Raw genomic sequence first — 14838 nt, forward strand, 5'->3', positions numbered from 1 at the left:
GGGAGCAGTTTTATGCATTCACGTAGTTCGTTGAGTGAGTCTCAGCGTGAATGGTTGGTGGCGTGTTTCGAGCTGGGCATGGGGAGCCAAGCTGCTGCGAGGGTGGTCCGGGTTTCAAGAGATGCAACGCGCGCCCTCTATCGGCGGTTTCAGTTGCATGGCAGGCTGTGTCTTGTGGAGAAACGAACTAAACAGCAGTACAGCTTTGAGACCAAGAAAGAAGTTGTTCAGCGTTTCCTGGCTGGCGCGACACGGCAACAGTTAGCTCGTGAGTACCAGTTGAGTGCTGATGAGACCGTCACGAAGTGGGTAAGTGCTTGGCGTAAAGACGGTGACGAGGCGCTACGCCCGAAGCCGAAGGGCAGGCCCAAAGGCTCGACCGCGTCAAGGCCGCTTACCGAAGAGGAAAAGCTACGTCGCCAGGTTGAGCGGTTGGAAGCGGAAAACGCCTATCTAAAAAAATTGCGGGACTTGAGGAATCAGGGACACGCTTGAAAGTCCAGGCGATTGTCATCCTCAAGTCGCACCACCGCTTGGAATATCTCTTAGAGGCAGCAGGTATCCCACGGTCGACGTTCTTCTACCACCAGAAACGACTCAGCCAGCCAGATAAGCACGCGGCACTCAAGCAAGCGATCCGGGAAAGCTTCGAGCGCAACAAACATCGCTACGGCTATCGGCGAGTATTACTAGAACTGCGTAACCAAGGCTGGGTGATCAACCACAAACTCGTCTACAAGCTCATGTGCGAGATGGGGCTTCGAGCTAAGATCCGCCAGCGCAGGCCGTATGTTTCCTATGCTGGGACGATCAGTCATATTGCTGAGAACGTACTTGACCGTAAGTTCACTCCGGATAAGCCAAATACCGTCTTTGTCAGCGACGTCACCGAGTTCAGGGTCACGGGCCGCAAGGTCTACCTGTCACCGGTAATGGATCTGTTCGACCGCTCAATCGTTGCCCACACTGTGGCTACATCGCCGTCGACAGCGTTTACCGCTGACTCTTTGACCAAGGCAATCGCGGTTTCTACGCCTGAACCCGGGTGGATGATCCACACTGACCAAGGCTTCCAGTATCAGCATTCGTCCTGGCGCAACTTGATTCATAACAACGGTGGTATTCAGTCGATGTCGCGCAAAGCTAACTGCTACGACAACGCGGTCATGGAGAACTTCTTCGGCCACGTGAAAACCGAGATGTACCACGGCCAAGTCTTCGACACCGTCACAGAACTCACTCAGGCGATCGATGAGTACATCGGGTGGTACAACACCAAACGCATCCAACAACGACTCAAGGGCCTGACCCCGATGCAATACCGGAATCAGACCCTTGAAGCCTCAGCCGCCTAAAATAAAACCAGTCCAACTTTCGGGGGCTAGTTCATTTCGTTCCCGGGGCCTTCCGCCTACCTGGTTCACCGCGACCAAGCTAGGGTGGTGAACTGGACGCCAACGCCGCCCCGCCTACACAACCGAAGCTACACAGACTCAGCCACCACTGAGACACCAGCCATGTGCCTCACTCAGTGAAGAACCCGTTCGGGCCTACCGGCTTGCCGTTCTCGTCATAGATGTAGAAGCCCTTGCCGTCCGCGATACCGCTGAACCCGGCATCGATCGCTTCCTTGAGTTTTTTACCGAAACGCTGGCGGGTCTCATCCTCGGACGTGCTTGCGATGTTGGAAGCCACGTGGAAACCAACCACGTCGTACACCTCGAACGGGCCGCGGGCGAAGCCCGTTCCGAGCTTCCACGCGTTATCGATGTCCTCAGGGGTACCCACGCCGTTCATGTACAGATCGCTACCTGCGTTGAGCCATGGGATCAGCAACGAGTTCAGGAAGTAACCAGGGGTTTCCTTCTTCACGTGAGCCGGAACCATGCCGGTCTCCTTGGCATAGGTCAGCGCCTTCTCAACGAAGGCCTGCTCCGTCTTCGGGGTCTCCATGACCTCCGCGAGGTTCTGCTTCCAGATCCGGTTCGCGTAGTGGATCGCGACGAAACGCTCCGGAGCGCCCGTCGAGTCAGCAAACAGCGACGGCAACAAAGACGACGTGTTGGTCGCCAACACGGTCCGTTCATCAGCCAGCTTGCCGACCTTAGTCCAGGTTTCGCGCTTGAGCTCAAGGTTCTCCGGGACAGCCTCGATGATGATGTCGACGTCGGAAACCGCCTCTTCGAGGTCAGTTGTTGTCTTGATGCGCGCTACAGCTTCCTCGAACTTCTCATCCGTGAAGTCGGCCAGGTCCTCGCTATACCCCTTGCGCATCCACGCCCAGCGGGCTGGCAGCTTGTCGATTGACTCCTGGAACGGATCGTAAATAATGACGTCTTTACCGTGGTAAGCGGCCTGCATCGCGATCTGCGATCCCAGCACGCCTCCACCCAGAACTGTGACAGTTGTGAATTCAGCTGCGTTGTTAGATTCCGACATCATCCGCTCCTTCGCGAAGACCAACTTTACACTTGTAAGTTTACTCCTCCGTAGGTGCGTAGATTGCGTTTTCAACCCACAGCGAACCCAGCCGCAGGACTCATGCCGCTAAGGAATAAACCCGGTCCCGGAACCGGTTAAAACACATGAGCTTGCCTCATACGCAAACACCTACCTAAGGCCCCAACCGAAGGAGCGTCATGAGCACCACCGTTGACTTCTACTACGACCCCTGCTGCCCCTTCTGCTGGGTCACCAGCCGCTGGCTCGTCCGCGTCCAAGAAGACCGCGACATCACCGTCACCTGGCGCCCCTTCTCACTCGCCATCAAAAACGACGAACTCGGCAACGGTACCGCTGACCACAACGGCCGCGGGCACATCGCCGGCCACCGCGTACTGCGCGTCATCGCCGCCGCCGAAAAGAACGGTGCCGACGCCGGCGAGCTCTACACCGCATTCGGCCGCGCCTACCACACCCAAAACAGCAACATGGATGACACCCTCATCGCCACCGTCCTGGCGGACCACGGGCTCGACGCGTCCCTCGCCGACGCCGCGGACGATGACTCCTGGGACGCTTACCTCGAAGCCGAACAGCAAGCAGCGCTCGATGCGGTCGGCAACGATGTCGGCGTGCCAATCGTTCTCTTCACGAAGGACGGCGCGGAACCACAGGGCTACTTCGGGCCGGTCATCAACGCACTGCCAAGCCGCGAAGAAGGCCTCGACCTGTGGGACGGCCTCGAAAAGCTCGCCCCAGTCCCTTCCTTCTACGAGCTCAAGCGAACCCGGCCAAAGGGTGGGCCAGACACAACCGGTACCGACGCCATCTAGCCGCGGCTAGGCAACACACTCTGGGCGGGCCCGGTGACCTTCCCTTAGCGGAAGGTCGCCGCGGCCCGCTCGAAGTCTGGATACTCGAACACAGGCCCCACCACCTCAACCGCGTTCGTTTCCGCCTTCACACCATGCAACAGAAGCCCCGGCTCAAGCCCCGCCAACCCGCCAGCGGCACGCATCACACCAGCCGGAACCGGCAACCGAACACCCTCACCAGACTCGGAACTAAGTAGCCGTAGCGCTTCCGAAAGCCTGATCGGCTCCGGAGCCGCCGCCACCACAACCCGGTCATTCAACGCTTGGAGAGCACCAGCATCGGCCGTCTGCTCTTCCTGCATGAGTAACGCGTGCACAACAATCCGCGCCCAGTCCTCCACGTGAATCCAGGACAGCCACGGGTCCACGCTCGGCCGCACACGCGATGCCGCAACAGCCTTCAACCCTGCAAGCCCCGGCATCCCGGAACCCAGAACGGGCGCGGTCCGCACCACCACGGCATTTTCAGGTGCATCGTTCTCCCACTCACGCAACAACACGGCCATTCCCTGAACCGCTTCCGGCGCCCAGTCCGGCGCGGTCTGCGCGGTATATGCCGGGGCATCCACATCGGTAGTCAAGGCAAGGGCCGATGCGTGAACCCACCCCGTCACGCGCCTCGCCTTCTGCGCCGCCTGAGCCAGCGCACGCGCCGCCGTCAGTCTGGCCACGCGAAGTTCCGCCATCTTCGCGGCCGTCGCTTTCTTGAACATGCGCGGCCCCACCATGTTCACAACCGAAACCCCGGCAGGGTCAGCGAAAACCTCCGCCCACTCCCCAACGCTCACACCGTCCCACTGGCGCCGCGGAACCAAACCCCCAGTACGCCGCGAACGGCTCAAAACCACCACGCGGCGGCCCCGCGACATCAACGTGTGGGCAAGCCTGTTGCCCAAGAACCCCGTGCCGCCTGCGATCACAACCAGCGGCAACTCACGTGCGGCATCGTGATCGGCAGGCTCCGCGAGCATCTCGAAAAGACGCGCACCAACCTTGGATAGATCACTATCCAGCAAGCCACCGAAAGCCGCCCCACCAGCAGCTGACCCGAGAGGCCCCTCAGCCTCGATCCGCCGCTCGACCACGGTCCCGCGACCATCCGCGGAATCAATCAGCGACCACGTGACCCGCGTGAACCCGCCCGGCTGATCCTGCTGCCACGCAAAACGCAGACCCTCATGCACCTCCACAACCCGCGCAGGCGGTGCCGTCAAGGCGTGCACCGTGCCCCGCGCCACCGCGCGAGGAACCACCATGATCCGCTGCCCCACCGTCAGGTCACCGGTCTCACCCGCGGCCACATCGTCCAGAACCGTGCCATCCTCAGCCACCGGCGCGCAACGCTGAACCGCATCGTCCATGACCGGCCACACGTCCGGGGTCATTAAGGCACCCCATACGGCCTCACGGGGGACGGCAACACGAACCTGCTGTACACGCTGAAAGGTCATGAAACCAGCCTACCCACCAACAACCTAAGTCACTGTCACAGCCACAAGAACCAAAGCGACATCCGATGCCACATCTTGTAGTGTTATATATGATCGATCAGGGATAATCATGCATAGATCCAGCAAGGAGGTGACCCAGCCATGACGCCGATTCGCGAACGCGGCCAGCTGGAACGCGAAGTCCTGGACATTCTGCGGGAGAACGGCGCCCCCATGAGCGCCCGCCAGCTGCAGGACGCCTTCGAGGAACCCACGCCGGCATACACGACGCTGATGACGGTGCTCACCCGTTTAGAGAAGAAAGACGAAGTCACCCGCGGCGGTCCCTCTCCACGCAAGACAACCTTCCAAGCTGTCCGCAGCGATGAAGACGCCGCGAGCCACGGAATGCTCGCAGCCCTCGGCCAAGCCAATGACCGCAAGGCGGCCCTGCTCGCTTTCGCCGGTAACCTCGATGCCGCAGACGTCGCCCTGCTTAACCAAGCGTTCAGTTCCAAGAAGTAACGCCGTTTCCTGACATACTGCGACTATGCTCTGGTGGGTTCTCACGTGCTTCGGCACCGCAACAGCGCTCGCTTGTGTAGCACCCATCGTGCTCACCAAGGGCCACTGGCATGTACGCCGCCCGAGACTCGCCCTGACTCTGTGGTTCGGCGCGTTCTTCACCGGTCTTGGGTTGACTCTGCTCGGCCTCATCTTGAGCGCAGGTACCGCCGTCTCCACCCCTAAAGCGGAAACCGGGCTGGAATCACTCACGCTCTCGATGCTGGCGTGGGTTGGCCTGCTCGCGCTCGGGGCGGTCACCGCGCTGATCTATACCGCGACCGAACCACTCGTGGAAATCCAGAGATCCACAGTCTCGCATCTAGAATCAGCGAGCTATCAACGCATCCAGCACCGCGACTACGAACTCATCCTCTTCCACGCCGCCGAACTGCTCGCATGCGCAGTGCCCCTCAAGCACGCGACCGTTTTCATCTCCTCCGGCCTGCGCGAAGCCCTCACAGACGCGGAACTCGACGCGGTCATAGCGCACGAACACGCCCACCTCACCCAACGCCACGGGCTCGCGCTACGCATCGCCCACGTGAACTCGATTGCCCTCGGCGCGTTACGGGCCGGCCGCGAGCTACGCCGCGCCTCACTCCTGCTGGTTGAGCTAGCCGCCGACGACGCCTCAGCCAAAGCCACGAGCCCCACCGCACTCGCAGGGGCCTTAACCACGATGGGCACGCAGCTTGGTGACGCCGGCATGCTCGCACGCGCGCAACGGCTCTCAGCTAAAGCCAACGCCAAAACAGCGGCGGCCTAGCCGCGCTGGAGGCCTGGCCTCGCTGTGCGCTCCAGCGGCGCCCTGAGGACAGTTACGCGAAGAGGGTTTCGCCGATGAACCCGCCGTCTTTGCATCCTGGCGGGATCGCGAACACTGCCGAGCCGATGTGGGTGATCCACTCGTTGAGCAGATCAAGCTCATCAAGCCGCTTCTGTAGCGGCGCGTACTGGGTCACAGGGTTGTGCTGGAACGCGGTGAAAATCAACCCGGAATCTGAGACTTCGGTCCCGGTGGGGTGCACGTCGTAGTTATAGACGCGGCGGAAGATCCGCTCGTGCGGGTTATCCGAGCGTGCCCGGCGGATGTGCGCGAAGTCCGCGATCACCGGGAACCCGGCCGCGTTGTTGGCCTCAAAGTCAGGTTCGTCGTGCTCCTTCTGGCCCGTCAACGGGGCGCCGGAAGCCATGCGGCGGCCTACAGAGGCTTCGCGGCCATCGCGGTCCAGGCGGTCCCACTTATCCAGCATCATCTCGATGCGGCGGATCACCAAGCTCGTCCCACCATCAAGCCAGGCAGGGTTCGCCTTAGGCCCTTCCCACACGACGGAAGCGAAATCATCCGTCTCCGGCGCCATATTCACGGTGCCGTCCAGCTGCCCGAAAAGGTTGCGCTGCGTGTGAGTGTCTTTCTGCGATCCATAGGCGCGCCGGAAACCCTGCTGAACCCACGCGACATCCATAAAATGTCGCGAGTCCTTGAGCAACATGCGGGTTGCGTGAGCGACCGTCACCGGATCATCCGCTGCCACCTGAATCAGGAAGTCCCCGCCAGTCCACTCCGGTTTCAGGGTGTCACGTTTGTATTTCGGCAGCGGCTTGAGCCAGTCCGGCATGACCTTCGGGTCAGGGTTGATCCGCTTGACCATCTCAGAGCCGAAACCGAACGTCACGGTGAGCCGCGAGGGATAGAGCGCGAGCTCCGGCTCCGTATCCGCCAACGCACCGTCACCCTGCGTGAGGCGGGACGCATCGTCGGTAAGAATATTCAGCATCCGGTGGAGACCTTCGCGGTCCGCTGTCTTCTTCAGCGTCAACCCCACCAGAGTCTGATGCGCCTGCGGGTACATCTCGATGCCGGCTTGGTGTTTGCCATAGAACGGTAGCTTCTTGACGCCTTGGATGACGTCAGCATCCGCGAGAGCTTCTTGCCTCGCCTGATCTTCTCGATTGCTTGCGAACGCATCGACGCCGACAACGGCCGCAGCTCCCGCTACGGTCGCGGCACCCCCGAAGAGCAATGAGCGGCGTGATAAGCCACCCCGACCTTTCTGGTCGTCTTGTTCCGCGTGGGTCATACGTGCCTCATCCTTTCTGTCGACGCCGATGCGTAAGCAGGAAGGAACTTACTTGTCCTTCTTGTCTTCCTTGTCACCGTGATCATGGTCGCCGTGGTCGTGGCCGCTGTGATCGCTGTGCTCGTCCTTGTCCTTCTTATCGGACTTATCACCGTGTCCACCGTGATCGCCGTGGCCGGCGTGGTCGTCATCGTAGTTTTCGTTGGCGCCGGTGAATTCCTTGGCTGGGGCCTCAATGTCGAAGCTTTCGCCGTCGGTGGTCTTGAGTGTGATCTTGATCGTGTCACCCGGCTTGATCTCCTTGGACAAGCCCATGAACATCAGGTGGTCAGCGCCCGGCTCGAGAGTGATGCTCTTATGCGCAGGAACAACGAAGCCGCCTTCCTTCTCCTGCATCTTCTTGCTGCCATCCGGGGTGTCGATGACCTCGTGCAGCTCTACCTTCTTCGCGTACTCGCTGGTTGCGGACTCGATAGTGACGTCTTTATCAGTCTTGTTCTCGATGACGCCGAATGCGGCGGTCATGCCTTCAGAGGCCGCCTTTACCCAGGCGTCCTTGGCCACGAGCGCTTCCTGCGAGGCCTCCTGCTTGGTCTCTTCCTTCTTCGTCTCACCCGAGCATGCGGACAAGCCGAGAAGGGCGGCTGCACTCAGTGCGATTGCGGCGGAAATACGACGGTTCATGATGGTCCTTTACGAAGGTTGTGCCTCAGTTAGTTTTTTGGCCTCGGCTGGCGAAATACCAGACGGCCAGACCCGCTATCACAACGCCTGCGCCGGCGGCCGCGATAACCCAGACAGGGACACCAGATTCCTTCCCGGAATCAGCGCTAGCTGAGGCTTCGGCAGCACCGTCATAGATACTGCCGCTATCGACGTCCTTACCGTCAAGGGCAGGAACCTTGGGCGCGTCAGTGACATCACCTACAGAAAACGGGATAGTCCCCGAGATGGGGTGTCCATCCTCAGAAACCACACGCCACCGGATTTCGTAGTATCCATCCGGCAGTTTCCCGTCCAAGGGCTGGGTGACTTTGAAGTCCTTGATCTTCGCGTCAAGGCCCTCAGCGTGGTTCTTCTGTTCGGCATCCACCACCATGATCATGGTTCCCAAATCCATGGGGCGCCCCGAGAACTCAAGCGTGATGTCCTGCGGAGCCTGATCAAGTGCCTCTTGGCTGGCAGGGGTGGAGTCAACCAAACGGTCATGAGCGTGCGCGGCTGGCGCACCAAAGATCGAGGCGACGAGCAACAACAGCGTGAACGCCACCGCACCTAATGCGACGGCAAGGCGCTGTGCACCAACAGCAGAGGCCCATGCAGCGACAGCAGAGCCCGGTGTAGCGACGGGCGCCGATGCAGCGGTAGACCTCGCTAGTGTGCGCGTCATGCTTCCGATCTCCCCCATGAGTTATACATGTTTGAACACTGTGATATCGAGTACGCGCCTAACTCTACAAGATGTAGTCACTATTTCCTATTGGCGGTCACATCAACGCAGTCACTAAGCCCGCGCAGCCACCAGTTCCGCGCAGATCATCAAGGCGCACACCCACAGCTTTAATTATGGAGCATGCCTCGAACAGAAACCTGTTCCACGCTTGTAATATAGAGTTGATTATTTGGCAAGCCCTCGTTCACCTAGGGCCACAAGGCCGTTACCTACCCCATCATGTGCGCGCCCTCATTGTGAGTGAGCCCTCGTTCTACGTTTATGCAGGAGTCCTGTGGAAAAGCAGCTGAAGAAGTTCGCCCGTAAAATTTTCCGGTCCAAAGCCTGGAAAGCCTCCAGCCAGTGGCTGCGAGGCACCCGCGACTACAACCTGACCGCTAAAGAGTACGCAGACTCCGCCGCTCCGGAAGCACAGATCCTCGCATACTTCGGCGATACCCGCGCCAAGCTCTACCAGCTGCGCCAGTGGATCCCCGTGCTTGAAGAGCTCAACGAAACCGTACCGACCGCGATCTTCCTGCGCCGCCCATCGGCCATTAAAGCGGTAGAAGAAATGACGAGCCTACCGGTCGTCTACCGCGGCAGCTTCGACCGCATGATCAGCTACTACGAAGAACACAAGCCAAAGCTGTTCCTCTACGTCAACAACGGCCGCTCCAACTTCCAGACCCTCAGCTACGCACCAGCCGTGCACGTGCACATCAACCACGGCGAATCCGACAAGCTCTCGATGGTATCCAACCAGGCGAAAGCCTACGACGCCGTCTTCACCGCCGGCCCGGCCGCGCTACGCCGCCACCGCCGCGCACTCATCGACTTCGACGAATCCAAGCTCATCTCCGTCGGCCGCCCACAGCTGGACCTCGACTACGAGAACGAACTGCCAGAAACCACCCTGCGCACCATCATGTACGCACCAACCTGGCAGGGTGAAAACGACAACAACAACTACACCTCGATCGACTGCTACGGCCCACAAATCATCGAAGCCGCCCTCGCAACCGAAGGCACCCGCGTGATCTACAAGCCACACCCACGCGTGGCAGGGGCACGCCAAGCCGACATGAAGGCAGGCCACCGCCGGATCATGGAACTCATCGAAGCCGCAAACGAAGAAGGCGGCGAGCACCTCGTGTTGCGCAACGGCAACATCCTCGCGATGTTCGCTGACGTTGACCTCATGATCACCGACATCTCCAGCGTGGGCCTGGACTTCCTCTACCTCAAGGCCCACAGCCCGATGCTGTTGACCGACCGCCGCACCAACCGTAAACAGCTCACCGACGAATCCCCGGTCGCCTCCGCTGTACCAGTGATCGACGCAGACACCGTGGATACGCTGCCTGAGATGATCGCCGATGCGCTGGCCAACGGTGGCGATAAGGACGCTCGCGCTGAAGCCCGGGCACTGTACTTCGGTGACTACGGCGTCGGCGAATCCCGCGTCGCTTTCATCGACACCGTGCAGCGGCTCATCGCTGAACGCGCGGAGAAACTCAAGCACCTCGACCTCCCGGTAGCCACCGCAGCCGAAGCCGGCGACGACCCAGAGGAAGACAACCTCGAAGGCGAGAACACGGCCGCTGAAAACCCAGCCGAAGAACACTAAGCCACAGCAAGTCCAGCCCCAACCGGGCTAGGACTTACAACACAGCAACGCCCCGGGGCTAGTTCACTGCACCCCGGGGCGTTGCTGTATCGCTGTAGCTCTGTGACTCTGTGGCTTTGCGGCTAGTACGTGATGAAGTGGGAGCGGCTCAGGAATACACCGCGCCCGGTTTTGCTGTTCCAACAGGTGAGGCCGTGCTCTTCAGAGACGCACACGAAATCACCGTGGACAACGGATTCGCCGTATCCGAGCTTCTGACCCTTGAACCCGTCTTCACAGCCGTTCTTCTCGAAGCAGAACTTACCTTCGTGGGAGCCGCCGTAGCTCGCCAAAGACTTGTTGGCACCCAAGAACACGTACGGGGTGGTGCCTTGCTTAGGTTTCGGGTTCGCGGCTACCGGCGCCCGGTCCTTCCACGACTTCACGGAGCACGCGATCGAGTCGCCAGCATCCCCGCTGTCATCGTCACTGTTTTCACGCAGGCGAATGTCACAACCGATATTGCCGGTCGGGGTCATGACCGAGGCGATCGTCATGCCGTCCTTCTCGACCGTGGCCTGCGGCTGCTGGGCATCATCCGGGGCGGGGCCGCGAGCACCCGCATACACCTGCGGCGGCAACGGAGTCTGGTCCTTCTCCTCGGGCTCTTCCTCGTCCTCATCCTTCGCGGGCTCGTCGCTTGGCTCCTCGGATGGGCTCGCGTCCGTGGCTTCAGCGACCGTATTCGGCGCGGGGTCCTTGTCTTTATTGCCTCCAAAGAGAGTTGTCGCCGCAAAAACCACGGCAACGATCGCCAAGACCGCCACAATCACGATGGGCAACACGGCCCCGGAACGGCGGCGCGGCTCTCGATCTTCCTCAACATATTGGTCTTCCTCAACATATTCGTCGGAGTGATCATCGTAGGAATCCTCCGGCGGATAAAAGCCCGCGTACCGAGTGGGTTGCTGTGGAGCAGGTTGTTGGGCTGGTTGCTGCGGGTTTGAAAATTGTTGCGGGGCCGCTGCCGCTTGGGCGTTGAACTGCTGGGTTGCTTGCGCATCCCCGGACTGCTGGGCGCCGTATTGCCCAGCCCCATACTGCTGCGGGTTGAACTGTTGAGTAGCTTGATCGTCATGCTGCTGAGCATTGAACTGCTGCGTTGCTTGATCATCAAACTGTTGCGCAGCACCGTATTGCTGAGCCCCATACGACTGCGGGCTGTGTGGTTGAGCGTTGTGTGGCTGAGCTGGCGGGTTGGGAGGCATGTCCCCCACCGCCGCATCCTCTGGGTTGACCGGCGGCAGGATCGGGGAAAACACAGGCCCTTCGGCTGGGCGAGGAGGCTCGCTGACGGCCTGCATGTGCTGCGTAGCCTCAGCGTCAGAGGCGTCTGCCCCAGGGATTTCGGCGAGGATCTGAGCCACCAAACCGGCGGGGCAGTTCGGGTGCATGAAGACCTGGCTCCTCAGCTGAGGATATTGCTCAGCGATACGAACCAGTTCATCAGCAGAAAGTTGCGGATCTTGCAAACGCGAACGCGCCTCGTCCATCTCCCCATCCTCGAACACGACGTCAAAAACTCCTCAGCTGTGCTATTCACACAGCTAAAGAACAGTGCAAACATTGATTGTAGACTGTTTCGCCCCGCCCTGAGGAGAGCACTATGAACAGCCAGAACCCTCAACAGTCGGTGCCACCATCCTCCACCCCACCCTCTCGCGAGCAGAAACGCTCAGCCCGGGTGATAGCGATTGTGAGCGCCGTGGTCGCTGTTCTCGTATTGATTGCGGGGATCATATGGATCGTGGTTCGCGGCGGATCCGACGACAACGCGAAACAGCCTTCACCTGAAAACCCAGCCGCCACAGCAACCACTGGCGCAGAAAATGGCGGGGCGGCTCCCTCGGATACTCAGGCCTCGGCTACGGACGCCACCTCAGAAGAACCCGGCGAGAACGGCACCGGCGACGACGGCGGCGACGGCGGCGACCTGGGCAGCAACGAGCCCGGCGGCGGCTCGGACAGGAAGCCAGACACGGGCGTGGACGTTCAGGCCGGGAAACTACCGAAAGCTGGGGCACCCGCCCCACGCTCCGCTATCGAAGCGGAACGTACCCGTAAGGTACGCGGCAGCCTCGTTGCTTCGATCCAGGTACCGAGCGGCAACATCGGATGCAACATCTATAAACCTGAATCAGACCAAGACCGCATGGGCAATCAGCTGATGTGCACCGTCGACTCCTGGAAAACCAACCCGCCTAAGAACTTCAGCGAAGAAGCCCCGCACCATACCCCGGATGACGATGCGATGGTCGCGATCACCGAAGCCGACCGGAAACCGTTCTACGGAAGCGGCCGTGTAGAAGATAAGTGCTACAAGAAAGACGTGTGCGAGAAAGGTTTCGAAGGCCAGGTACTCGAGTACGGGACCGCCGTGAAACATGGAGACTACGTATGCCAGTCCGAAAAGGCCGGCCTCACGTGCTGGAACACCAAGACCGGCCGCACAGTATTCATGAGTAAAGAAGACCTGCGAGTCTTCTAGATTTATGAGCACAGAAGACCTCCGCGTTTTCTAACAACGAAGGTCTTCTGCGCTAGCTAAGCCCAGCGGTCTAGCTTCGGGGCTCAGTTCTTAGCCGAGTCTCAGCGCTTAGTCGGCGAATTCGTCAGCGAGTTTATCCATCGCCGCGGCTTCACGGGTGTATTCGTACTGCCGCTGAATGTAGGACTCGAGCTCGTCGCGTTCGATGCGCCAAATGCCGCGGCCACCAACCTTAATGGCTGGTAGAGCGCCTGTTCGCACCAGCGAGCGGGCCTGCTGCATGCTGACGTTCAACTCATCAGCTACGTCCTCTAGACGTAGGAAACGAGGCTGTTTTTTCTCCATACGGTTCTCCCCCAAACGGTTCTCCACAAGCTCACAACTATCCCCGATGGACAGGTCATCGAACAGATGTGGATGCACCCCACCAGGTCTTTCTTATGGAATTAGATACAGAATATCACCGCCAGGCGCCAGCAAGAAAGAGCTAACAGCATAAAAGAGAGGCAAAGCGGGCACACAGCCAGGCGCGGCGCTTCAAGGTGAATGTGACCGCCACATTAAGGCATGATGTGTGTGATAGGTCACAGCTTTACTACGGCCACTCCACGGACCACATTTCGAACAGTCACGGTCTAAACAGGCACAGCCTAACCAGACACAACCCAAGCAGATACAACCCAACTATGAGTACGGAGTCCACATGCGCATCGGTGTCCCCACTGAAGTCCTCAACAACGAGTCCCGCGTAGCGATCACTCCTGCCGGGGTATCCGAACTCGCGGCTCAAGGCCACGAGGTCCTGGTCCAGTCCGGCGCTGGCATCAACGCAGGCCATAGCGATGACGACTATGCGGCCGTGGGCGCCACAATCGTTGACGGCGCCACCCCAGCGTGGGACGCCGAACTCATCCTCAAGGTCAAAGAGCCACAAGCGAACGAATACGACCTGCTGCGCAAAGACCAGATCCTCTTCACATATCTGCACCTTGCCGCATCGCGCGCCTGCACCGAAGCCCTACTCGAAGCCGGAACCACCGCGATCGCATACGAAACCGTGACCCAAGGCCGCACGTTGCCGTTGCTGTCGCCGATGTCGGAAGTTGCGGGGCGCCTCTCCGCGCAGATCGGTGCGACGCTGCTGCAGCAGCCAGCCGGCGGATCCGGAATCCTGATGGGCGGCGTGCCCGGAACCCGGCCCGCGAAGGTCGTGGTGATCGGCGCCGGCAACGCGGGCGAACAAGCAGCGCGCACCGCGCAAGGCATGGGTGCCGAGGTCACGATCGTGGACATTTCAGCCTCGAGGCTGCACGACATCGACAACCTCGCGCGCGGCCACATCAAAACGATGGCCTCAACCAAGCTCGCGATCGCTGAGCTTGTGAAGGACGCCGACCTCGTGATCGGTTCCGTGCTCATTCCGGGTGCGGCGGCCCCTAAACTCGTGACGCTCGACATGGTCGCGACGATGCGGCCCGGTTCGGTGCTTGTGGACATCGCGATCGACCAAGGCGGCTGCTTCGAAGGTTCCAAGCCAACCACCCACGACAACCCGACCTACCGCGTCCACGACGCCCTCTACTACTGCGTGACCAACATGCCGGGCGCCGTCCCGCAAACCTCAACCGCCGCGCTGACCAACGCGACGTTGCCGTACGTTCTGAAGCTCGCGAACAACGGATGGCGCGAGGCACTGGCAGCAGATGAAGGCTTCACTTCCGGCCTCAACACGCACGACGGGAAGGTCACCAACCGCGGTGTCGCTGAGGCACACGGAATGGACTTTGTTGCACCCGCCGATGTGCTTGCTAGCTAACGCTGATGTGCTTGCTGGCTAAAGCTGGGGTGCCGCGC

Annotated in this window: 13 protein-coding genes and 1 pseudogene; 7 read left to right on the top strand and 7 right to left on the bottom strand. The window is 60.3% G+C overall.

The window, feature by feature from the left end:
• Positions 1-165 precede the first annotated feature (165 nt).
• A pseudogene (locus tag J2S67_RS08160) lies at positions 166-1355 on the top strand (IS3 family transposase); the annotation flags it as partial.
• Between the two features lie 169 nt (positions 1356-1524).
• Here J2S67_RS08160 and J2S67_RS08165 read toward each other — a convergent pair.
• Positions 1525-2439: a 3-hydroxyacyl-CoA dehydrogenase gene (locus J2S67_RS08165; RefSeq protein ID WP_310248024.1), complete on the bottom strand. Its 915-nt coding sequence runs from the start codon at positions 2437-2439 to the stop codon at positions 1525-1527.
• Positions 2440-2639: 200 nt separating this feature from the next.
• Between J2S67_RS08165 and J2S67_RS08170 the strand changes: the two genes are divergently transcribed.
• The gene (locus J2S67_RS08170) at positions 2640-3275 is read left to right on the top strand and encodes a DsbA family protein (protein WP_310248028.1); all 636 of its coding nucleotides are present in this window, start codon (positions 2640-2642) and stop codon (positions 3273-3275) included.
• A gap of 44 nt (positions 3276-3319) precedes the next feature.
• Here J2S67_RS08170 and J2S67_RS08175 read toward each other — a convergent pair whose 3' ends face one another.
• Entirely contained in the window at positions 3320-4768 is a 1449-nt protein-coding gene (locus tag J2S67_RS08175; RefSeq protein WP_310248031.1) for an NAD-dependent epimerase/dehydratase family protein, read from the bottom strand.
• Positions 4769-4909: 141 nt separating this feature from the next.
• On the opposite strand from J2S67_RS08175, the gene J2S67_RS08180 reads away from it, so the two are divergent.
• Both J2S67_RS08180 and J2S67_RS08185 read left to right on the top strand, forming a co-directional pair.
• Entirely contained in the window at positions 4910-5272 is a 363-nt protein-coding gene (locus tag J2S67_RS08180) for a BlaI/MecI/CopY family transcriptional regulator (protein WP_310248033.1), read from the top strand.
• 25 nt (positions 5273-5297) lie between these two features.
• A complete protein-coding gene (locus J2S67_RS08185) occupies positions 5298-6080 on the top strand; it encodes a M56 family metallopeptidase (RefSeq protein WP_310248036.1) in 783 nt (260 codons plus the stop codon).
• Positions 6081-6132: 52 nt separating this feature from the next.
• On the opposite strand, the gene J2S67_RS08190 is transcribed toward J2S67_RS08185, so the two are convergent.
• Genes J2S67_RS08190 through J2S67_RS08200 form a run of 3 tightly spaced genes read right to left on the bottom strand, consistent with a single transcriptional unit; the run spans position 6133 to position 8785 of the window.
• The gene (locus tag J2S67_RS08190; RefSeq protein WP_239447167.1) at positions 6133-7395 is read right to left on the bottom strand and encodes a Dyp-type peroxidase; all 1263 of its coding nucleotides are present in this window, start codon (positions 7393-7395) and stop codon (positions 6133-6135) included.
• A gap of 48 nt (positions 7396-7443) precedes the next feature.
• On the bottom strand, positions 7444-8079 hold the full coding sequence (locus tag J2S67_RS08195) for a copper chaperone PCu(A)C (RefSeq protein ID WP_310248041.1): 636 nt from the start codon (positions 8077-8079) through the stop codon (positions 7444-7446).
• A gap of 25 nt (positions 8080-8104) precedes the next feature.
• Entirely contained in the window at positions 8105-8785 is a 681-nt protein-coding gene (locus J2S67_RS08200; RefSeq protein ID WP_070507366.1) for a copper resistance CopC family protein, read from the bottom strand.
• A gap of 337 nt (positions 8786-9122) precedes the next feature.
• On the opposite strand from J2S67_RS08200, the gene J2S67_RS08205 reads away from it, so the two are divergent.
• Complete coding sequence (locus J2S67_RS08205; RefSeq protein WP_310248044.1) at positions 9123-10457, top strand: CDP-glycerol glycerophosphotransferase family protein; 1335 nt, start codon at positions 9123-9125, stop codon at positions 10455-10457.
• Positions 10458-10579: 122 nt separating this feature from the next.
• On the opposite strand, the gene J2S67_RS08210 is transcribed toward J2S67_RS08205, so the two are convergent.
• Positions 10580-12007, bottom strand: a complete 1428-nt coding sequence (locus J2S67_RS08210; RefSeq protein WP_310248047.1) for a variant leucine-rich repeat-containing protein — start codon at positions 12005-12007, stop codon at positions 10580-10582.
• Positions 12008-12102: 95 nt separating this feature from the next.
• Here J2S67_RS08210 and J2S67_RS08215 point away from each other — a divergent pair, with 95 nt between their 5' ends.
• The gene (locus tag J2S67_RS08215; protein ID WP_310248050.1) at positions 12103-12984 is read left to right on the top strand and encodes a hypothetical protein; all 882 of its coding nucleotides are present in this window, start codon (positions 12103-12105) and stop codon (positions 12982-12984) included.
• A gap of 108 nt (positions 12985-13092) precedes the next feature.
• On the opposite strand, the gene J2S67_RS08220 is transcribed toward J2S67_RS08215, so the two are convergent.
• Entirely contained in the window at positions 13093-13407 is a 315-nt protein-coding gene (locus J2S67_RS08220) for a helix-turn-helix domain-containing protein (protein WP_377649241.1), read from the bottom strand.
• A 280-nt stretch (positions 13408-13687) separates the two neighbouring features.
• On the opposite strand from J2S67_RS08220, the gene ald reads away from it, so the two are divergent.
• Positions 13688-14800, top strand: coding sequence for an alanine dehydrogenase (gene ald, locus J2S67_RS08225; protein ID WP_310248051.1), 1113 nt, complete (start codon positions 13688-13690; stop codon positions 14798-14800).
• Positions 14801-14838 lie beyond the last annotated feature (38 nt).

This window comes from Pseudoglutamicibacter albus (assembly GCF_031458175.1).
Lineage (GTDB): Bacteria > Actinomycetota > Actinomycetes > Actinomycetales > Micrococcaceae > Pseudoglutamicibacter > Pseudoglutamicibacter albus.